This is a genomic window from Ruegeria sp. CE6, from assembly GCF_056537485.1.
This window is the reverse complement of sequence record NZ_JBQFRR010000002.1, coordinates 322,906-342,291: the sequence shown is the minus strand read 5'-3', so window position 1 is coordinate 342,291 and position 19,386 is coordinate 322,906. Positions and strand designations below refer to the sequence as shown.

At 57.9% G+C, this 19,386-nt stretch carries 18 protein-coding genes; 10 read left to right on the top strand and 8 right to left on the bottom strand.

The genetic code is table 11. The features are described from left to right. Positions 1–566 precede the first annotated feature (566 nt). Positions 567–1,646 (top strand): Hint domain-containing protein, encoded by a 1,080-nt coding sequence (locus ACR0DK_RS10140; RefSeq protein ID WP_480735998.1) that lies wholly within the window; start codon positions 567–569, stop codon positions 1,644–1,646. A gap of 298 nt (positions 1,647–1,944) precedes the next feature. Next, a complete protein-coding gene (tyrS, locus tag ACR0DK_RS10135; protein WP_170611148.1) occupies positions 1,945–3,195 on the top strand; it encodes a tyrosine--tRNA ligase in 1,251 nt (416 codons plus the stop codon). A gap of 77 nt (positions 3,196–3,272) precedes the next feature. Here tyrS and ACR0DK_RS10130 read toward each other — a convergent pair whose 3' ends face one another. Then, positions 3,273–4,760 carry an adenylate/guanylate cyclase domain-containing protein gene (locus ACR0DK_RS10130; RefSeq protein ID WP_170422077.1) on the bottom strand — a complete coding sequence of 496 codons (1,488 nt, stop codon included), beginning with the start codon at positions 4,758–4,760 and terminating at the stop codon, positions 3,273–3,275. A 341-nt stretch (positions 4,761–5,101) separates the two neighbouring features. Between ACR0DK_RS10130 and ACR0DK_RS10125 the strand changes: the two genes are divergently transcribed. Genes ACR0DK_RS10125 through ACR0DK_RS10115 form a run of 3 tightly spaced genes read left to right on the top strand, consistent with a single transcriptional unit; the run spans position 5,102 to position 8,134 of the window. Continuing rightward, positions 5,102–6,652 (top strand): trimethylamine methyltransferase family protein, encoded by a 1,551-nt coding sequence (locus tag ACR0DK_RS10125; RefSeq protein ID WP_480735996.1) that lies wholly within the window; start codon positions 5,102–5,104, stop codon positions 6,650–6,652. 19 nt (positions 6,653–6,671) lie between these two features. After that, on the top strand, positions 6,672–7,403 hold the full coding sequence (locus ACR0DK_RS10120) for an SDR family NAD(P)-dependent oxidoreductase (RefSeq protein ID WP_480735994.1): 732 nt from the start codon (positions 6,672–6,674) through the stop codon (positions 7,401–7,403). Beyond that, positions 7,400–8,134 (top strand): SDR family oxidoreductase, encoded by a 735-nt coding sequence (locus ACR0DK_RS10115; protein WP_170817861.1) that lies wholly within the window; start codon positions 7,400–7,402, stop codon positions 8,132–8,134. The genes ACR0DK_RS10120 and ACR0DK_RS10115 overlap by 4 nt, the downstream gene beginning before the upstream one ends. Before the next feature lie 12 nt (positions 8,135–8,146). On the opposite strand, the gene ACR0DK_RS10110 is transcribed toward ACR0DK_RS10115, so the two are convergent. The 4 genes from ACR0DK_RS10110 to ACR0DK_RS10095 are packed head-to-tail and all read right to left on the bottom strand — an operon-like array spanning position 8,147 to position 12,619. Further along, on the bottom strand, positions 8,147–9,487 hold the full coding sequence (locus ACR0DK_RS10110; RefSeq protein WP_480735991.1) for an NAD(P)/FAD-dependent oxidoreductase: 1,341 nt from the start codon (positions 9,485–9,487) through the stop codon (positions 8,147–8,149). Further along, positions 9,484–10,980: an aldehyde dehydrogenase gene (locus ACR0DK_RS10105; protein WP_480735989.1), complete on the bottom strand. Its 1,497-nt coding sequence runs from the start codon at positions 10,978–10,980 to the stop codon at positions 9,484–9,486. The genes ACR0DK_RS10110 and ACR0DK_RS10105 overlap by 4 nt, the downstream gene beginning before the upstream one ends. Positions 10,981–10,983: 3 nt before the next feature. After that, positions 10,984–11,901, bottom strand: coding sequence for a dihydrodipicolinate synthase family protein (locus ACR0DK_RS10100; RefSeq protein WP_170509877.1), 918 nt, complete (start codon positions 11,899–11,901; stop codon positions 10,984–10,986). Between the two features lie 7 nt (positions 11,902–11,908). Next, the gene (locus ACR0DK_RS10095) at positions 11,909–12,619 is read right to left on the bottom strand and encodes a GntR family transcriptional regulator (RefSeq protein WP_170396695.1); all 711 of its coding nucleotides are present in this window, start codon (positions 12,617–12,619) and stop codon (positions 11,909–11,911) included. Positions 12,620–12,752: 133 nt separating this feature from the next. Between ACR0DK_RS10095 and ACR0DK_RS10090 the strand changes: the two genes are divergently transcribed. The 3 genes from ACR0DK_RS10090 (at position 12,753) to ACR0DK_RS10080 (ending at position 15,086) form a co-directional block, all read left to right on the top strand. Beyond that, positions 12,753–13,703, top strand: coding sequence for a GlxA family transcriptional regulator (locus ACR0DK_RS10090; protein ID WP_170396693.1), 951 nt, complete (start codon positions 12,753–12,755; stop codon positions 13,701–13,703). Positions 13,704–13,777: 74 nt separating this feature from the next. Then, positions 13,778–14,533, top strand: coding sequence for an SDR family NAD(P)-dependent oxidoreductase (locus ACR0DK_RS10085; protein ID WP_480735985.1), 756 nt, complete (start codon positions 13,778–13,780; stop codon positions 14,531–14,533). 10 nt (positions 14,534–14,543) lie between these two features. Then, the gene (locus ACR0DK_RS10080) at positions 14,544–15,086 is read left to right on the top strand and encodes a sugar O-acetyltransferase (protein WP_170567034.1); all 543 of its coding nucleotides are present in this window, start codon (positions 14,544–14,546) and stop codon (positions 15,084–15,086) included. Positions 15,087–15,157: 71 nt separating this feature from the next. Here ACR0DK_RS10080 and ACR0DK_RS10075 read toward each other — a convergent pair whose 3' ends face one another. The 3 genes from ACR0DK_RS10075 to ACR0DK_RS10065 all read right to left on the bottom strand — a co-directional run bounded on the left by ACR0DK_RS10075 (position 15,158) and on the right by ACR0DK_RS10065 (position 18,344). Further along, the gene (locus ACR0DK_RS10075) at positions 15,158–16,966 is read right to left on the bottom strand and encodes an ABC-F family ATP-binding cassette domain-containing protein (RefSeq protein ID WP_480735983.1); all 1,809 of its coding nucleotides are present in this window, start codon (positions 16,964–16,966) and stop codon (positions 15,158–15,160) included. A 68-nt stretch (positions 16,967–17,034) separates the two neighbouring features. Continuing rightward, positions 17,035–17,769 carry a GNAT family N-acetyltransferase gene (locus tag ACR0DK_RS10070; protein WP_223118271.1) on the bottom strand — a complete coding sequence of 245 codons (735 nt, stop codon included), beginning with the start codon at positions 17,767–17,769 and terminating at the stop codon, positions 17,035–17,037. Positions 17,770–17,867: 98 nt separating this feature from the next. Continuing rightward, complete coding sequence (locus tag ACR0DK_RS10065) at positions 17,868–18,344, bottom strand: outer membrane protein assembly factor BamE (protein ID WP_170396685.1); 477 nt, start codon at positions 18,342–18,344, stop codon at positions 17,868–17,870. Positions 18,345–18,428: 84 nt separating this feature from the next. On the opposite strand from ACR0DK_RS10065, the gene ACR0DK_RS10060 reads away from it, so the two are divergent. After that, positions 18,429–18,965 (top strand): YceD family protein, encoded by a 537-nt coding sequence (locus ACR0DK_RS10060; RefSeq protein ID WP_170567032.1) that lies wholly within the window; start codon positions 18,429–18,431, stop codon positions 18,963–18,965. 205 nt (positions 18,966–19,170) lie between these two features. Beyond that, positions 19,171–19,377, top strand: coding sequence for a 50S ribosomal protein L32 (rpmF, locus tag ACR0DK_RS10055; protein ID WP_008756996.1), 207 nt, complete (start codon positions 19,171–19,173; stop codon positions 19,375–19,377). Positions 19,378–19,386: the final 9 nt, after the last annotated feature.

Here is a 19,386-nt window from a genome sequence, read left to right as displayed (position 1 = left end):
GGGTTCTGAGCACAACCTGCACGGTAATGCAAAGCCAAGGCAAGACACATCATGCGCGAGCTTCATTTTTCTTGGAAAAGGTGCCTTTTCCTTGCCTCTGCCCCCGCCTGTACCGTGCGCCGCTACAGAGTTCCGAAAGGTACGAGACCGCGAATGAAGGCGACAAGGCGTTCCCAAACGCAGCGCAGTTCCGAGTGCTCATGAAAGAGCTGTACAAAGTCCATTACCACATGTTCGCAGATCGCTACAGCAGGTGCCAAGCTCTCCCAAGAATGCCCGTCGCCGGTTTCAGTGTTCCACTTGGTCTGAAGCACCTACGATCATTCCATATAGCTCAGCTTCGTCAGATTTTCATTGAAACAAAGCGACTGAATAATGGCCGGTATTTTGGGATGTTCAGTGCAATAAAAGCGCAGGCTCAAAACCCCGGATAATCGCAAATGTTGCACCAATGCTTATAGATGAGATACTAATATGCAGCAAAGCACAGACAACAAATTGAGGACGGGTGAGTAGGTTCATACCGCTTAGTAAAAAGCGGCAGTGAATTGGCCTGAACAGGGTTTATGCCAAACATATACGGTGCATTTCGGACGGACACGACTCTGACCACGAACCAGGCCCAATTCGGCGGCGTTGGAACGACATTTCAGATCTCCGCGTACAATACGATCGAAATTACTGATGGTGTTGACCCCAACACCATCGAGGGAGACGGTGTAAACAACGAATTCCCAGACGACCCCACGCAAACCTATCTGGGGAATGCAATTGCCTGGGACTACAATTACATAGTCACGGATGGCACCAATACCTACACGATTGGCGTTTTCGACTATGATTCCAGCGGCAACGGCGCGTTTGGCGGCGGAGCCGAGCAAGGGTTTTTCATCGGCTTTTTGGGGGATGTCCCCCCGCTCAACACAACACTGACGATCACGGCACTGGGTGACGGTGCCTTCGCCAGTCCAGTCGTAAATCTGCCCGTTGACGACTTTGTTCCCTGTTTCACCAGTGGCACGAATATTCGGGTAAGGGGTGGTCATAAGGCGGTCGAGGATCTGAAAGCCAGCGATGAGATCGAAGTGTTTGAACCCACAGGTGATGGGCCCGGATTTGCCACCCTGCTGCGGGTGTTTCGCCGTACGATATCTGCCCCGGAACTGGCCGCAAACCCCAAACTGCGCCCGGTTCGTATCAGCGCCGGAGCGTTAGGTCTGGGCTTGCCTCAGCGTGATCTTGTGGTGTCCCGGCAGCACCGGATGATGGTGTCTTCAAAGATTGTCGAGCGTATGTTCAGGACTTCCGAAGTTCTGGTACCCGCCGTCAATCTGACTTCGCTGCCCGGTATTTTCATCGACCAGGATGCCCAGAGCGTCGAGTATTTTCACCTTCTTTTTGGACAGCACGAGGTAGTCTATGCCGAAGGCGCACCATCGGAAAGCCTGTTTACCGGACCGGAAGTGCTCAAGGCCATCAGTCCAGAAGCACGAACAGAAATCCTGAGCATATTCCCCGAGATAGCAGAACTGGAATTTGCCCCCAAGCCCGCCTGCCCGATCCCATCCGGGAAGCTGCAAAAGCAACTGATTGAACGCCACATCAAGAATGAAAAGCCGCTTCTGTCCAGACACACTGCACGCTAGAACCAGAGGTTATCCGGCAGGACTTGGTACGCTTCAAAGACTGACGCGATATTCTGTGTTTCGCTATGCGTTATTTCTTCGCGTTTCCCTCAGAAAGCTTATCCGCAAGATTCTTTCAGTACGGACTGCACTTGCTCGCCAATGACTGGACATTCCGCGAGACTTAGGGAATTAGAAGGCCAGTCGCATGAATGTACCTTCCGTCGTGCGACCAAGCGGGTCTGGTTTTGAAATTACTGACCTATGACTTACACCAGCCCTTGCAGAGAGGGCCAGAACACAAGGCCTGTTGAGCGTCATGACCTACCACCCCAAATCGGATTTCATCGCCACGATGATCGAGCGCGGCTTTCTCGCCGACTGCACCGATTATCAAGGCCTTGACGACGCTCTGATTTCTGGGGTGCAGACGGCTTATATCGGCTATGACGCCACCGCACAGTCGCTGCATGTAGGTCACCTGATGAACATTATGGTGCTGCGCTGGTTGCAGAAAACCGGCCACAAGCCAATTACCCTGATGGGCGGCGGCACCACCAAGGTGGGCGATCCCTCGTTCCGCTCGGATGAACGCCCCCTGCTGGGCCCTGAACAGATCGACGCCAATATCGCAGGCATGAAGCAGGTGTTCTCGAAATACCTGTCTTACGATGACAGCGAGACCGGCGCGCTGATGCTGAACAATGCCGAATGGCTCGACAGCCTGAACTACCTCGATTTCCTGCGCGATATCGGGCGGCATTTCTCGGTCAACCGGATGCTGAGCTTTGAATCCGTGAAATCGCGGCTGGATCGTGAACAGTCGCTGAGTTTCCTCGAATTCAATTACATGATCCTGCAGGCCTATGACTTCCTCGAACTGAACCGCCGGTATAACTGCGTTCTGCAGATGGGCGGCTCGGACCAGTGGGGCAACATCGTCAACGGCATCGACCTAACCCGCCGGGTGCTGGATCACGAGATCTATGGCCTCACGACCCCCCTGTTGACCACCAGCGATGGCCGCAAGATGGGCAAATCACAGGGCGGTGCGGTTTGGTTGAACGGCGACATGCTGAGCGCCTATGAGTTCTGGCAGTTCTGGCGCAACACGACCGACGCCGATGTGGGCCGGTTCCTGAAAATCTTCACCGAGCTTCCGGTGGACGAATGCGACCGCATGGCCGCGCTGCAAGGGTCCGAGATCAACGAGGCCAAAATTCGCCTCGCCAACGAAGTCACAACTCTGCTGCACGGTGCAGAAGCCGCTGCAACCGCCGAGGCGACCGCGCGCGAGGTGTTCGAAAAGGGCGGCGTTGGCGGAGACCTCCCGACCCTGACCCTCAGCGCATCAGAGCTGGGTGACGGCATGTCCATCGTGCAGTTGATCGTCAAATCCGGCCTCGCCAAATCCGGCAAAGAGGCCAAGCGCCTGATCGCCGAAAACGGCGCCAAAATGGACGACGCCCCGCTGACTGATGCGGGACTGATGATCGACGCAGGCGCGTTGTCATCGCCGATCAAGCTGAGCGCGGGCAAGAAGCGCCACGCACTGGTTCAATTGGGCTGATCCAAATTGGGCGGTCGCCGCCGGGTGGCCGTCCATTGAAGTAGAAGTGGCAGATTAATTAGGTCGAGACGTAGTGGTCAGCTTTTGGTTTTAGAACCGATCAAGAACCACGTTTTCACAGAACCCAATCCCTTTATCTCCACCACGCCTCGGGGTTCGAAGTCGTAGTCCGCTTCAAGCTCCTCTTTTGCGGCACCCGTTACCTGGATCCTCCCCGGTTCACCGTGGCTCTCCATCCGGCTGGCGGTGTTCACCGTTTCCCCCCAAACATCATAGAACAACTTCTGGTTTCCAATGACACCGGCGACAGCAGGCCCTGCGTGAAGTCCGATTCTTACTTGAAGCCCATCCGGAAAATCAGGTGACATTTCCGCAACCGACCGTTGCACGTCCAGAGCCATCTCGGCGACGCGATGCACCGGGTCGCCGACCGGAGACGGCATACCTGCCGCGACCATATAGGCATCACCAATTGTCTTGATCTTTTCCAATCCGTGTTTGTCGGCCAATTCATCAAATAGACGAAAGATCTTGTTCAGAAACCCGACTACATCTTCCGGCGGCAGTTTCGATGCCCGTGGCGTGAAATCCACGATATCAGCGAATAGTATTGCAACCTTGGGCAAACTGTCAGCGATAGTCTGGTCTGGCTCAAGCTTCAATCTTACCGCAATGTCTTCTGGCAGCAGATTGTAAAGCAACTTTTCCGACCGGTCGTATTCGGCTTCCAATTCGGCTCGCTGGGTCTCTACCTGTTCATAAAGATCACCCAGACGCGCACTTGTTGCATTCACGTCGTTTGCCAATTTGCCAAGCTCGTCGCGATTGGGGACATCAACTCGCGCCGCGAAATCTCCTTCGGCGACAACGCTAAGTGTTTGGCCGATTCGGCGCATTGGCCAGATCAGTGACGAAGAGATTGCGTAGCCAAGAAAAAGGGCTGCCCCCATTGCAATTGTTGCCGCCGCCACGACCATTTTGCGCGTCGATTGGTAAACTTCGGCATTCCTATTTGCCCGGTCACGCATCTCTGCTTCGGCGCCCTGCACAAGATTATACGCATCGCTTTGCAGTGAACGAACTTGACGAAAAATCTGATCCAATCCCAATTCGGCGAGATTCTGCATGTCTCCGTCTCTTCGAAACCGCACCATGGCGGCGGCCTTGGTTTTGATGTCGCCCAAATCTGCGCGGATTTCATCAATGGTTTGGAACTCTTTGCTGCCCGCCTGCAGGAATCGACGTATCCCTTGCGCAATGTGATGTTGCAGGTTCTCGATCTGACCGATGAAATTGCCGGTTGAAAATGCAAAAATTTCGTCCGAGTCGTCCCCGGGCGTCTGATCGATGACCAAGGACAAGTTCATCAGGTTCAACTCGCTCAGCGCCAAATGGATTTCGTTGAAATATGCAATCCTCTCCTGATCATGGATCATCGCATCGACACGCCTGTTCGATTGCTGCAAGGCCGACACCGCAAAAAGCGCCAATCCCAAAAGCAACAAGGTGATACCCAAAAACGCCATCAGCAGTTTCACCCGCACAGACAGGGCAGCTTTTGCCACGCTCCTTACGATCAGATTTGGTTGCTGAGAGTTCCTAATGCCCCGCTCCCACATGGATTAAGCCCGTCTCGAATGGTGCCGATACATTAACCAGAATACAGTCTGCGGGCGGACTAGTCACTTTTGGCCGCAATTCTTTGGCCCCATCGTCTGCTTCGCTGCCATTGCGTGATGTTAAACACAAACTCCCACAAAGATGCGTTTGAGATGCTTTAGTGAACCTCCTTCGAGTTGCCGTTTATTTGACGAAACCCCAACGTCGCATTTCGCAACAGTCTTTCGCATTCCTGCATGTGGACCTCACCCTTTCCGTTCCACTCTGAACCGGAAGGAGGCACCATATGACCAGAACTGCCACAGTCACACGTACCGGAGGGCGCTCTGCCCGGCGCGCCATGCGCACCGCTCCAAACTTCGAGATGCTGCCAGGGCTGACCCGCGGCATTCCGTTATGCGAAGTGATGGACGGCGCACAGGTTGAACGCATTGATGCGGCCTCGATGGATATTCTGGAAAACGTAGGCGTTCAGTTCCGTGACCCCATCGCGCTGGAAGACTGGAAGAAGGCTGGTGCCAAGGTAGAAGGCGAGCTCGTCTATCTGGATCGCGGTCTGGTGCGCGAGTTGATCGCGACCATTCCGTCAGATTTCACCTACCACGCGCGCGATCCGAAAAAGAACGTGCGGCTGGGCGGTAAACACTCGATCTTCGTGCCGATGACCGGTGCGCCCTTCCTGCGCGATCTGGAAGATGTGCGCCGCAACCCGACGCTGGACGATCTGGCGATGTTCCACAAGCTCAGCCATATGTTGCCCGCGCTGCATTCCTCGGCCCATCACATCGTGGAGCCCTATGATCACCCGATCAGTCAGCGGCATCTGCGGATTACCTATTCGTCAATGAAGCACTCTGACAAAACCTTCATGGGCATGACCACCAGCCCCAAGAATGCCGAAGATGTCATGGAGATGTGCGCCATCCTGTTCGGCGAGGATTTCCTTGAAGATCACCCGGTCACCACTGGCAATTGCAACGGCAATTCGCCGCTGGTCTGGGATGAAACCATGTTGGGCGCGATGCGCGCCTTCTGTCGCCGGAAGCAGCCGGTGTTGTGCTCGCCCTTCGTTCTGGGCGGGGCCAATACGCCCGCCAGCGTCCCCGCCACGGTGGCGCAACTGAATGCCGAGGCGCTCAGCGCGCTGGCCTATACGCAGGTGATCCGCAAGGGCGCGCCCGCGATCTACGGGCACTACCTGTCGACCGTCTCGATGAAATCCGGCGCACCGATGGCAGGCACGCCCGAGATCAGCTTGATGAACTTCATGATCGGCCAGATGGCGCGGCACTACGGCGTGCCATGGCGCACTTCGAACACACTGGGTGGGGCGAAAACTTTCGACGCGCAGGCAGGCTATGAATCTGCCACCACCTTGCAGGCGGTCATCCATGCTGGTGCGAACTACATCTGGCACTCGGCGGGCTGGAACGAGGCCGGGATGCACTGCTCGACCGCCAAGTTCATCGTTGACGCGGAACAATGCGCCATGGCCTATCGCATGGCCGAGGGCCCGAAATGGGGCGATTTCGATCAGGCCGTTTCGGCAGTCGGTGATATCGGTCCGGGCGGGCACTACCTTGGGCATCCGCATACGCAGGACAATTTCCAGAGCGCATTCTTCATGCCGGATATGTTCGACAACAACTCGATCGAACAATGGCAGGCTGAGGGTTGTGTTGAAATCACCGAACGCGCGCTCAAACACGCCCGCAAGCTGCTGGCCGAGTATCAGGAACCAACGCTCGATATCGCCAAGAACGAAGAGCTGCTGGATTACATCGCCCGGCGCGAGCGTGAAATACCGGCTGCGGATGAGCTGAACCAGTCCTACTAAATCCCGGGGAGGTAGACGAATGAGGTTCGCTGAAAAAACCGCACTCGTCACAGGGGCGTCGGGCGGGATCGGGGCCGCCATCGTCAGCCAGCTGCGGGCCGAAGGCGCGCGTGTGGCTATTGCTGACCGCGATGTGGGCAGCCTTGAAGCCGAGGCGCATCTGCCCGGCGATCTGCGCGATCCCGACTATTGCGACGGGCTGGCCTTGGCCGCGCATCAGGCGCTGGGTGGTCTTGATATCGTGATCAACAATGCAGGCGTGATCACCCGCGGCCCGGTGACTGAAACATCCGATGAGGACTGGGCCCTGTCCGTCGGAGTGAATGTCGAGGCCCCTTTCCGTATCTGCCGCGCTGCGATTCCAATCATGGCGGCGGCGGGTGGCGGTGCTATTGTGAACACTGCCTCGTGCTGGGGCCTTCGACCTGGCCCGGATCATGCGGTGTACTGCATGACCAAAGCGGGCATTGCCAGCCTCACCCAATGCATGGGGCACGATCACGCCCATCAGGGCATCCGCATCAACGCCGTTTGCCCGAACGAGGTGAACACACCGATGCTGCGTTCGGGCTTTGCCAAACGTGGGTTCGATCCTGATACGGCGATTGCCGAGCTTGGGAAGTCGGTGCCTTTAGGGCGTATCGCCGAACCCGAAGATATAGCCGAAGTGATCCTTTTTCTCGCCTCGGATTCGGCGCGCTACATGTGTGGTGCTCTGGTCGAAGTGAATGGGGGCAAGCCGGTGCAATGAAAAGATTTGCAGGAAAAACAGCGCTCGTGACCGGTGGCCGCAGTGGCATCGGACAAGCCATCGCCCGGCGGCTGCGCGAAGAAGGGGCAAATGTCTACACTGCGCAGCGCGGTAAAGATGATGAGTTCCCCTCTATCCCAGCGGATTTTGCCAACCCGGAAAGCCCGGCGCAGATCATCAAGCAGGTTGTGGACAGCGCGGGCCAGCTGGACGTACTGATCAACAATGCAGGCATGATGCAGGAGGCTTCCGTCAACGACATGCCGCTTGAAGATTGGCAACGCAACCTCATGGTCAACCTGACCGCCCCGTTCCTGCTGATCCAGGCTGCACTGCCACATCTGCGCAAAACCAAGGGCAGCATCGTCAATATCGGCTCGGTCGAGGGGTTGGGCAGCAACCCCGGCCACGCCGCCTACTGCGCCTCTAAGGCCGGGCTGCATGGGCTGACCCGCGCGGTTGCCGTGGATCACGGAGCAGAAGGCATTCGCTGCAATGCAGTGGCACCGGGCTGGATCGACACAGACCTCAACATCGATTTCATCGAGAGCATGAACGACCCCGGCGCATTCCGCCGGGATATCGCCCGCATTCATCCCGTTGGCCGCACCGGCGACCCGAAAGAAGTCGCCGCACTGGTCGCTTTCTTGGCAGCCGAGGAAGCGGGTTTTGTCACCGGTCAAATTTACACGATCGATGGCGGACGGATGGCAAAGCTCAGCCTGCCCTGACCAGCCTGCAAGCTATTCCGCCCCTGATCGCCACTCTTTCCAGCGCAGATACGCATTGGCCCCAACCGATGCGAAGGGCTCGGGTGGTAAACGCGGTGGCATCGGTTGCGCCAGAAAATGATCTGCAATCTGGGAGTCTTTCCCCAGCACAAGCTCTGCCACACCCATTCCCTGCAGTGTTCCTCGCGCTATACCCAATCCGTTTTGACAGCAGGCGGCATATACACCCTGCTCGATCTCACCGAACGCGGCCGAGCCATTGCGGCTGAGGCACAGCATCCCAGCCCAACGGTGCTGCATCTGTACATTCGGCAAGTTGGGAAATCGCTCCTGAAACTTACGATCGTGCACCGCGCCTGCCCGTTTCAAATGGCTGTCGCCGCTGTGGATTTCAGGATGAAAGCTTGAACAGGTCCGGATCAGAATGCGATCCCCATAACTGCCCGAAACCCGCCGGACCGAAGTGCCCATCGGATCCGCTGGCGTTACTGACCAGCGTGGCTGTCCGCCCAGCGTGGCGATCTGATCTGGCGTCAGTGGTTCCGTTATCGACGCGTAGAGGCAGATGTGCATCAGACGCCGCTGGTAAAATCCAAAGCTCTCCAGGTGACCATTCGTTGCCATCACGATCCGCCCCGTCGAAACCCGCGCCTGTTCGGTCTCGACCGCCCAGCCACCGCCTTGTTTGCGAAACCCGGTCACGGCAGAGTTTTCATAAACACCGATCCGCCCAGCCAGATGCGTTGAGAGAGCCCGCACATAGGCTGCTGGCTGGATCATCACCGTCCCGGACGCAAACAGACCAGATGTGTAATGCGGGCTGCCTGTCAGCGCCTGCATCTGCTGTGCATCATAAAGCTCGTGGGGCTCTCCCAATCGCGCCAAATGCACTGCGTAGTCTGCGTTGTGCCGATCACCCGCTGCGGTCGCAGCAGCGTTGATCTTGCCGCACGGGTCGAACATCTCCGGCGACAGGTCGCACTCAGCGGCTACCCGGGTCGCAAAGGAAATCGCCTGGCGATTCAGCGCGATTGTGGCCCGATCTGCCTCCAGCCCATCGCTGGCGTAATTGTCCGAGGCCAAGTCATGCGGCAGATCGATCATGAACCCCGAGTTGCGCCCGGCAGAGCCTTCCGCAAAGCGCCCAGCCTCAAGCACCACAACCTTCAGCGCCGGATCAAGCTGATGCAGCCTCAGCGCTGCGGACAGCCCGGCAAAACCACCGCCGATGATGGTCACATCTGCGGTCTGGTCTTGCTCAAGCCGAGGCAGGTCTTGCTGCAGAGGCAGGATGGCATTCCATCCTGCCACGCCGGTTTGCCGGGGTAAACGTTTGGCGGTGTAGATCGTCAATCTACCGCCTCATCTTCGTCATCGGCCAGATCAATCCAGATGGTTTTCAGCTGGGTATACTGATCATGGGCGTGAACCGAGTTGTCCCGGCCACCAAACCCTGACTGCTTGTAGCCACCAAAGGGTGTGGTGATATCCCCTTCACCAAAGCTGTTGATCGTGACAGTCCCCGCCCGGATCGCCCGCGCGCCACGGATCGCGCGTTTGGCGTTGGCCGTGAAGATCGAGGCGCACAGCCCATACTCGGTGTCATTGGCAATGCTGATCGCCTCGTCAAAGCCAGAGACTTCGATCACCGACAGAACCGGGCCAAAGATTTCCTCGCGCGCCAGCGTGGCATCGTTTCCGGGCACTTCGACCACCGTGGCTTCAACAAAACCCTTGTCGGCCTTGCCGCCTATCAGCACGTTTTCGGCCTGTTCCAGATAGCCGCACACCTTGGAATAATGCCCCTCGCTGACAAGCGCGCCCATGCGGGTCTCTGGGTCCAACGGGTCGCCGACATTCCAGTGCTTGGCATGATGCGCGATCCGTTCCAGCAGTTCTGCCTTCACGTCCTTATGCACGATCAACCGCGACGAGGCCGAGCAATTCTCGCCCATGTTCCAGAACGCACCATTGACGACATGCGCTGCCACCCGGTCCAGATTTTCCGCATCGTCCAAGACGATGGCCGGGTTCTTACCACCCATCTCAAGCACCACCTCCTTGGCATTGCTTTCAGCGGAATAGCTCAGGAACTTCTTTCCGGTTACGGTCGAGCCGGTAAAAGACACCATGTCGATGTCCATATGCCGCCCGATGGGTTCGCCCACCTCGGCACCACCGCCGGGCACTACATTCAGCACACCGCGCGGCAACCCGGCCTCAGACGCCAGCTCCGCCACCTTTAAAGCGGTCAGAGAAGTCTCGGCCGCCGGCTTCAGCACCACTGAACACCCCGCCGCCAGCGCCGGCCCGATCTTCCACGCCAGCATAAGCAGAGGGAAGTTCCACGGCAGGACCAGCCCAACCACACCAATGGGCTCGCGCACCACCATGGCAATGTGATCATCGCTGGCGGGCGAGACCTGATCATAGATCTTATCGATCGCCTCGGCATGCCATTTCAGGCAGTGGATCGTCTCGGGAACATCAACGGTTTCGCAATCAAAGATGGTCTTGCCGCTATCGATGCTCTCCATCACCGCCAGTTCCCGCGCGTTGCGGGTAAGCAGCTTGCACAGGCGGATCAGAATGTCCTTGCGATCCGAGGGATGCATCTTTGACCAACGCCCGTCGTCAAAGGCTTCTCGCGCCTTTTCGACCGCAAAATCCACATCCTCCGATCCGCAGGCAGCAATGCTGGTCAGCACAGCCCCGGTGGCTGGATTGATAGTGTCGAACACCTGTCCCGAGATCGAGGGGCGATAACCGCCGTCGATGAAAGCGCCCGTCGGCAGATCCAGATGCGCAGCGATGGATTCGTATTCGTCTTTCGTCAGCAAGCCCATGCCTTAACCCTCCGCCACAATATCTGCGATTTTGCGTTTCAGAACGCGCGTCACCTGTTCCAGCGCGCGTTTGTCATCTTTGTTCAAACCTTTCAGAGGCGGCCTCACCACGCCTGCATCGATCCCGTTCATGGTGACGCCATGCTTGATCGTCTGGATGAATTTGCCGCCCTGCTCCAGCACCCGCATCAGCGGCATCAGCGCGCTCATGATGCGACGGCCCTTGGCAAAGTTGCCCTCGATCACACAAGCCTGATACAGCGCCACGTGTTCGGCAGGCAGAAAGTTCGACCCGCCACAGACCCAGAACGGCGCTCCCCAGGCGAAGAACTCCAGCGCCTGATCATCCATGCCACAACCAAGTTGGATATGCGGGTAGTCCCGCGCCAGCAGATGCACCCGGTTGATATCGCCCGAACTTTCCTTGATGCCACAGAAATTCCGGCTGCGGCCTACGCGGTCCAGAAACTCTTCCCCCATCATCGTGCCGGTCCGGTGCGGATAGTTGTACAGCATCACCGGCAGATCGGCCGCCTTGTCGATTGCCAGAGCGTTCAGCGCATTCTCGCGGTCGGTGGGCACCGAATACGGCGGGCTGGCCAACAAGATCGCATCAGCGCCTAGGTCTCGCGCACCTGAGGCCAAAGCGACGGAATCCCCGGTCAGCATCGCCCCCGTTCCCACAACCAGAGGCACACGCCCCTTCAGTTGTTCATGCGTAAAGCGCGCCAGTTCCAGCCGCTCATCGACGGTCTGCGCATAGTTTTCGCCGGTGGACCCACCCGAGATCAGCCCGTGCACACCATTCTCGATCAGGTACTCGATCACCTCGGCCAACGCGTCCCAGTTCACGCCACCATCCGCCGCGTAGGGTGTCACCACCGGCGTATAAATACCCTCAAATCTGAAGATCGGAGTCATGTGTCCCTCATGCAGAAGTCTTGCCGGGGACCTGCCCCAGCGGAAAATCCAACCCCTCGGGCATCACGAACAGCTCGATCTGATCGCGTGACAGGGTCCAGTGGTCGTCGGCCAGCTGCGCAGCAGCCGCCTCATCGCCCGCCTCGATGGCGGCGATGATGGCGTCATGCTGGTCGCTCGCCTCTGAAAGGTTCTCAGCCATTCGTGCGGTCTGCGGGCGATAAAATGTCATCCCGATCCGCGCGTGATCGATCAGCAACCGGTTGAACGATGGGGATAAATAGACATTCCCCGCCATCTCTCCGGTCACCTCGTGAAACCGGGTATTGGCCAGAGTCCGCTCCTCAGCCGAGCCTGTACGCAAGGCTTGCCGAAACGTCTCTTGCGCCTCTTTCAACTGATCGATCTGATCGTGCGTCGCATTCGCCGCGGCCAGACGCAGCACCGCGCCATAGACCATCGGCGCAACCAGAAAGAAATCGCGTAGCGTGGTATGAGACATCTCTGACACCCGCGCCCCGCGATGGGTGCGCAGGTCCAGATACCCCTCACCGGCCAACTGCCGGAACACTTCGCGCAAAGGCGTGCGCGACAGGCCAAAGGCCTGCGACAGCTGCGCCTCGTCCAAATCTTCTCCGGGACGCAAACGCAGGGTCAGAACCGACATCTTCAGATGCTCAGCCAACGCCTCTTTTGGTGATTTCCCTTCGTCCCTCATCCGATCCCCTTCATCACGATCCCGCGAATCGATAGCTTGCCCTCTGGTATCGTATAAAAATACATGTTGTATACAGTTAGTTTTCGTGCAGCATGCAGAAAACTGTCAGAACGCCCTGATTCCGGACCTATCGATGAGCCAAACACAGCACTACGCATTCATACTGGTCGAGGAATTCTCGCATCTCGCCTTCTCCTGCGCGGTCGAGCCATTGCGGATCGCAAATTTGCTGGCCGAGGAAGATCTTTATCGATGGTCCTTCCTGTCCGAACACGCTGAGCATGCGGTCTGTTCAAACGGATCGGTCACTTTGGTGCATGGTGGATTGGGATCTATCCCAAAATGCGACCAACTGTTTGTTCTGTCAGGAATAAACATGCGCAATCACGTCTCGCGTCCGCTGCTCGCAACCCTGCGCCGAGAGCGGGCACGGGGCACCAATATCAGCGCCTTGTGTTCCGGTGCATGGCTGCTGGCCGAGGCCGGATTTTTGGATGGGATGCAGGCGGCGATCCATTGGGAATACCATGATGCTTTCATGGAGGCCTTCCCCGAGATCAACCTTGTTCGCAGCGTCTTTGTCGCCGACGAAAAACACATGACCGCCTCGGGCGGCACCGCGACCGCCGATTTGATGCTGCACCTGATCGAACGCGACCACGGCCACGACCTGTCGGTCGCAGTGGCCGATCAGATGGTCTATAACGCCGTGCGCAACGCCACTGCCGATCAGCGCGTCTCGCTGCAATCGCGTAACGGGATGCGGAACGCGCATCTGGCCAAGGCAATCCACATCATGACCGACAATATCCAAAGCCCGTTGTCCCCCTCGGTCATTGCCAGCGATATCGGCATCTCAACCCGGCAACTGGAGCGCCTGTTTGGGAAATTCCTGAACACCTCGCCTAAGAAATACTTCATGGAATTGCGGCTGGACCGCGCCCGCAATCTGCTGTTGCAGACCGAATCTTCGGTGACCGAGGTCGCCTTTGCCTGCGGTTTCGAAAGCGCCGGTCATTTCTCGCGTGTGTACCGGGCTGCGTTTGGCGTCACGCCGATGCAGCAGCGCAGCAGGCTTGATTGATCAAAGCTGTGACTGGACAGGAGGCCATGGTTGGGATTATCTGAACAAGTGTTCAGATCAGGAAGGAACCCGCCATGCAACTCTCAACCACCGCTGCGGTGATCACCGGCGGAGCCTCCGGCCTGGGTGAAGCCACAGCCCGTCACTTTGCCGAGAACGGCGCGCAGGTCACCATCCTTGACCGCGACGCCGAGCGTGGCCCGCAGGTCGCGGCTGAAATCGGCGGACATTTCGCGCAAACCGATGTGACGCATGAGGCCTCGGTCGCTTCAGCGATTGCACATGCGATGGACAAGATGGGTCGCATCACCGCCGCAGTGAACTGCGCCGGAATCGCGATTGGAGCTAAGACTGTGGGCAAAGACGGCCCCCACCCTCTGGCGGCGTTCCAGCGTACCATCGACATCAATCTGGTCGGCTCCTTCAACGTCTCACGTCTTGCTGCCGCAGAGATGGCAAAGAATGATCCTGAACCGGATGGCGCACGCGGCGTGATTATCAACACGGCCTCCATCGCCGCCTTTGACGGGCAAAAAGGTCAGGCGGCCTATGCAGCCTCGAAAGGCGGCGTGGTCGGCATGACGCTACCCATGGCGCGCGATCTGGCCTCGACTGGTATCCGTGTGATGGCCATCGCACCGGGCATCTTCATGACCCCGATGCTGGCCGGCCTGCCTGAAGAGGTGCAGCAACAGCTTGCGGCGGACGTCCCCAACCCTGCTCGCCTCGGCGACCCGCGCGAATACGGTCGTCTGGCCGGGTTCATCGTCGAGATGGGCTACCTGAACGGAGAGGTCATCCGCATCGACGGTGCCCTGCGGATGCGCTAAGACGGGTTTCATGACCGAGCGGCAGAAAATGGCGGCAGGCGAGTGGTATTGCTGCCTCGACCCCGAACTGGAAGTGCTTCGTATGAAAGCACGCCGCGCGGTCCATGCCCACAACACCTGCCCGCCCGATGACCGAGGGGCTATAGCTCCCGAATTGGCGGCGCTCTTTGCGGGGATCGGGCAAGATTGCTATTTTGAGGCTCCGTTCCACTGCGCTTATGGAATGAACCTGTCGCTGGGCGACCGGGTGTATCTGAATGCGGGCTGTGTCATTCTCGACACCGCGCCTGTTCGCATCGGCAGTGACTCGATGCTCGGCCCCACGGTGCAGATCTATTGCGCCCAACACGCCAAAGACCCAGTCCTGCGCGCACAGGGTCTGGAAATCGACCACCCGGTGACAATCGGCGAAAACGTCTGGATCGGCGGTGGCGCGATCATCATGCCCGGCGTCACGATCGGAGACCGCGCCATCGTCGGTGCAGGCAGCGTCGTCACGAAGGACGTCCCCGCCCGAGCAACTGTTGTCGGTAACCCCGCCCGCCCCATTTGAGCACGCGCAAACCGGTGCATAGGTTTGTACAACTCAGACAATCTAGTCGATTGAAGTTGTACAACTCGGACTCAACCGGCTTCGGCCTTCTCTTCAAGCATCAGCCACTCTTCCTCAGCCGCTGACAGTTTTTCCTGCCGTTCGACCAGGGCATCGGTTGCCTTCTGGAACTTGATCGGTTCGCGTGTGAACAGCTCAGGATCAGACATCAGTTCTTCGAGCTTGGCGATCTCGGCTTCAAGGCGCGCGATCTCTGCTGGTAGCTTCTCAAGTCGGTGTTTCTCCGAAAATGAAAGCCCCGCCTTCTGCTTCGCCTCTTGCTTTACTTTAGGCTTTGAAGGCCTTGCTTTTTCTTCCTTTTTCGCATCCACATCACCTCGCTGAGCGATGTAATCGGACCAACCACCAGCATAGACGGTCGCGCGCCCGTTGCCCTCCATGGCGATGGTTGTGGTCGCAACCCGATCCAGAAAATCCCGATCGTGGCTAACGAGCAGCACCGTGCCATCATAGTCGTCCAGCAATTCCTGCAGCAGATCCAGCGTTTCAACATCCAGATCGTTGGTCGGTTCGTCCAGCACCAGCAAGTTCGATGTTTTCGCCATCAGTTTCGCCAACAGCAACCGGGCTTTTTCCCCACCGGACAAGGACTTAACAGCCGCTCTTGCCTGCGCGTCATCGAACAGAAACTCTTTGAGATAGCCCACTACATGCTTGGGTTGGCCACCCACCATCACCTGATCGGCCTTGCCCGAGACTCGCATCTCGGGATCGCCGGTCAAGCTGTCCCACAGGCTCATTTCCGGGTCCAGCTGTGCCCTCGCCTGATCGAACACGGCGATCTCAAGGTTAGTACCCAGCACCACCGAACCCTCGTCCGGTTCGACCTGACCTAGCAGCATTTTCAGCAACGTGGTCTTGCCCACACCGTTCGGCCCAACAAAGGCCACACGGTCACCGCGCTGAACCAGAAGATCGAAATTGCGCACGATCTGCTGAGAGTCAAATGCCTTTGAAACGCCATTGGCTTCGATGACCTTGCGGCCTGATTTCGGACCGGATTCCAACGTCATGGCAGCCGATCCCTGACGTTTGATCTGCGCTGCACGCTCGGCGCGCAAGGCTTGTAGCGCCCGAACACGACCCTGATTGCGCTTGCGGCGGGCGCTGATACCCTCGACGGCCCATCGCGACTCGGACTTGATCAAGCGGTTCAGCTTGTGGCGCTGCTGATCCTCCTCTTCCCAGACCTTATCCCTCCAGTTTTCAAAGGCCGCAAAGCCCTGTTCTTGCCGCCGCACAACTCCGCGATCGATCCACAGCGTCGCACGGGTCAACGCACGCAGGAAAGCGCGATCATGTGAGATCAGAACATAGGCTGCACGGGTCGAGCCCAACTCACGCTCCAACCACGCTATCGCCTCGATATCCAGGTGGTTCGTCGGTTCGTCCAGCAACATCAGGTCCGGCGCTTCGGCCATCAGCTTGGCCAAGGCGGCGCGTCGCTTTTCCCCACCCGAAGCGGTTTCGACCGCACGCTCAGGGTCGAATTTCAGCCCTTCGCCCGCGCGTTCGACCTTATACAGCTCGCCCGATTCCAACCCGCTTGAGGCATAGTCTCCAAGCGTCGCGAATCCCTGCATTCCGGGATCCTGCTCCATGTAACCCACTGATTTACCCGGAGGGATGACGATTTCACCCTGATCGGCCTCGACCAGCCCGGCCATCACTTTCATCAAGGTGGATTTGCCAGACCCGTTCCGCCCGACCAGCGCGACGCGATCACCGGGTTGAACCACAAGGTCCAGATCGGAAAACACCGGATCACCCCCGAACGTCAGAGAGATACCGGACATCTGCAATAAAGGAATTCTCGCCATACCCGCCAGCTAAACCGGCCAAAGCAAGGCGTCAACGCCCCAACTTCACCTTTTCCCAGATACTCAAATCACCCAGCCACCGCGCGCAGCAACCGTTTACGAGCTGGGGGAATTGCTCCGATTTCAAGGCCGGTGAACACATGCAGGGTGTTCATGTGCCTGTCCACCACCGCATGATCGCTGACCCACCCCCCCATCATCAGATAGGTGCGCAACAAGGGCGGCATCCTAAGCATCGCCTGTTTTACATCAGGGCGTCTGCGCAAGCGCGCCGCAAAGCGAAACACATCCGGCGCCTTGACTCGCGGCAACCATCGCCTTGGTGCCAGATGTCGGTGTTTGAGCATCGCAAAAGCGTCAAGATATTCGGCAGTTTCTGTTCCAGCGAATGACGAACAACCAAACAGCATTTCGATCCCCTTCTGATCGACATACGCCGTCATTGCGCCCCACGCGACACGCAAGATATCCGGATCATTGTAGTCCGGGTGGATACAGAACCGACCCATCTCGACCATCGGTCCGGTAAAATCGCGTAGCGCCGACAGGTCATAGAACTGTGCCGAGTAGCTGAGTCCGATTTCAAAGCCGCCCTGCATTGTCAGCATACGGAAACAGCACACCAACGCCCCACCGGCCTGCAGATCTTCGACCAGAACATGGGCGCAGCGTTCGTCAAAAGCATCACAATCCTGACCATCAGTAGCAAAGGTCAGCATCCTCAGCGTCTGCGCCGCCGCCACGTCTTGCTCGGTTTGCGCCAAGCGGGCGCGATATCGGCCCTTGTCCAACAAAACCGCCATGGTCGCATCCTCCTGCGGTTGCTGACCGGTCACATCTGTCTGGTCCTTACTACAGAATGTGTGACTGTCCTGTGACCACTGCAAGAGAATTGGTCGCTTTAGTTGTTTGCGCCAGGAATATTTGCCGGGTTGAAGTTACCGATGTTACCCAGAAGCTGACGCAGGAAGCCTTTGTCTTCCACGTTGGAATCGGTCACGCGACGATCCAGCACGATGACATAGCCGTCTTCCAGGCCGAACCGCTCGATATTGCGAACGACGCCGCGCTGATCAAAGCTGATCGCGACCAGTTCACGTGAAACGACCTCGGGTCGTTTGGGCCCATAATGACGGACGCGCGAGGCGACATAGTAATAGCCCGAATCCCGCACCACGCCCGCCGAGCTGGGCGCGCCGATGGTTTCTTCAACACTATCGCGGGTATCGACGCCGACCTTGATTTTGGCCAGATCCTCTGGCGGAGGCACGTAGCCGTGATTCTTGAAGATTGGTGAACATGCGCCCGCGACCGCCAGACAGGCCGCAAAGACAAGCGTTTTCGACGCTGGTTTCAACCTGTTCAAACCCTTCAACATGCACATCCTCTTGCCATGGCCCCTTGCGGACCCTATCCGATTACAGAAACCAAGGCTCCGGTTCAACACAGGAAAACCTCACGAATGAGCAACCAGACATCTTTACGCGTCGCAGACCTGCCGCAAAACGCTCCGACCCCGTTTGAGTTGCGCCCGACCGGCGACGCGCTGGAGGCCATAAAACAAGAGCTCGGACTGCTTGGCCTGCGCAAGCTCAGCTTTGTCGGCGAATTGCGCGCGCAGGGCAAACGGGATTGGATGCTTTCTGGCAAGCTGGGCGCAACGGTGATCCAACCTTGTGTCGTGACGCTGGAACCTGTGACCACACGCATCGACACCCCGGTGAGTCGCGTTTTTGTGGCCGATTGGAGCGATCCGGAAGAGCCCGAGTTCGAAATCCCCGAGGATGACGAGACCGAACCGCTTGGCCCCGAGATCGATCCTGCGCTGATCATGGTTGAAGCGCTGTCGCTGGCCCTGCCCCAATATCCACGGAAGGATGGAGTTGAGCTGGGCCAGATAGACTATACCGAACCGGGCAAACAGGCCCTCACAGATGAGGATGTAAAACCCTTCGCTGGTTTGGCGGGGCTGCGGGATGCGATGAAAAAAGACGAGTGACAGGCGAGGGATTTCCTGTCATAGCAGGCCGTCAGAAAAACCGCTTGAACATGACGAGAATCGCAGTATTTTCGCGCGCTCATTGGAATTTGGGTTGGACATTGCGGGGCAAGCCCCTTAAACGCGCGTCAAACCACGAGAAAACAAAGTACGTAACCCGGCTGACAGCGAATCTGTCAGCCCATATCAGACAAAGGTTGAGACCATGGCCGTCCAACAGAACAAAGTTTCCAAGTCGCGTCGCAACAACCGCCGCGCACACGACGCTCTGGTTGCTGCAAACCCGAACGAATGCCCGAACTGCGGCGAGCTGAAGCGCCCACACCACGTTTGCGCATCTTGCGGCCACTATGACGATCGTGAAGTCGTCGCTCAGGCCGACGAAATCGACCTGGACGAAGACGCGGCCTAAGCCTGATTG

What these genes read in the sequence shown, in the direction of transcription:
- tyrS (WP_170611148.1), top strand. Translation starts at nt 1,945, where the DNA reads ATGACCTACCACCCCAAATCGGATTTCATCGCCACGATGATCGAGCGC.
- ACR0DK_RS10140 (WP_480735998.1), top strand. Translation starts at nt 567, where the DNA reads ATGCCAAACATATACGGTGCATTTCGGACGGACACGACTCTGACCACG.
- ACR0DK_RS10085 (WP_480735985.1), top strand. Translation starts at nt 13,778, where the DNA reads ATGCAACTCTCAACCACCGCTGCGGTGATCACCGGCGGAGCCTCCGGC.
- ACR0DK_RS10080 (WP_170567034.1), top strand. Translation starts at nt 14,544, where the DNA reads ATGACCGAGCGGCAGAAAATGGCGGCAGGCGAGTGGTATTGCTGCCTC.
- ACR0DK_RS10105 (WP_480735989.1), bottom strand. Translation starts at nt 10,980, where the DNA reads ATGGGCTTGCTGACGAAAGACGAATACGAATCCATCGCTGCGCATCTG.
- ACR0DK_RS10070 (WP_223118271.1), bottom strand. Translation starts at nt 17,769, where the DNA reads ATGGCGGTTTTGTTGGACAAGGGCCGATATCGCGCCCGCTTGGCGCAA.
- ACR0DK_RS10090 (WP_170396693.1), top strand. Translation starts at nt 12,753, where the DNA reads ATGAGCCAAACACAGCACTACGCATTCATACTGGTCGAGGAATTCTCG.
- ACR0DK_RS10065 (WP_170396685.1), bottom strand. Translation starts at nt 18,344, where the DNA reads ATGTTGAAGGGTTTGAACAGGTTGAAACCAGCGTCGAAAACGCTTGTC.
- ACR0DK_RS10100 (WP_170509877.1), bottom strand. Translation starts at nt 11,901, where the DNA reads ATGACTCCGATCTTCAGATTTGAGGGTATTTATACGCCGGTGGTGACA.
- ACR0DK_RS10125 (WP_480735996.1), top strand. Translation starts at nt 5,102, where the DNA reads ATGACCAGAACTGCCACAGTCACACGTACCGGAGGGCGCTCTGCCCGG.
- ACR0DK_RS10115 (WP_170817861.1), top strand. Translation starts at nt 7,400, where the DNA reads ATGAAAAGATTTGCAGGAAAAACAGCGCTCGTGACCGGTGGCCGCAGT.
- ACR0DK_RS10095 (WP_170396695.1), bottom strand. Translation starts at nt 12,619, where the DNA reads ATGAGGGACGAAGGGAAATCACCAAAAGAGGCGTTGGCTGAGCATCTG.
- ACR0DK_RS10120 (WP_480735994.1), top strand. Translation starts at nt 6,672, where the DNA reads ATGAGGTTCGCTGAAAAAACCGCACTCGTCACAGGGGCGTCGGGCGGG.
- ACR0DK_RS10060 (WP_170567032.1), top strand. Translation starts at nt 18,429, where the DNA reads ATGAGCAACCAGACATCTTTACGCGTCGCAGACCTGCCGCAAAACGCT.
- ACR0DK_RS10075 (WP_480735983.1), bottom strand. Translation starts at nt 16,966, where the DNA reads ATGGCGAGAATTCCTTTATTGCAGATGTCCGGTATCTCTCTGACGTTC.
- rpmF (WP_008756996.1), top strand. Translation starts at nt 19,171, where the DNA reads ATGGCCGTCCAACAGAACAAAGTTTCCAAGTCGCGTCGCAACAACCGC.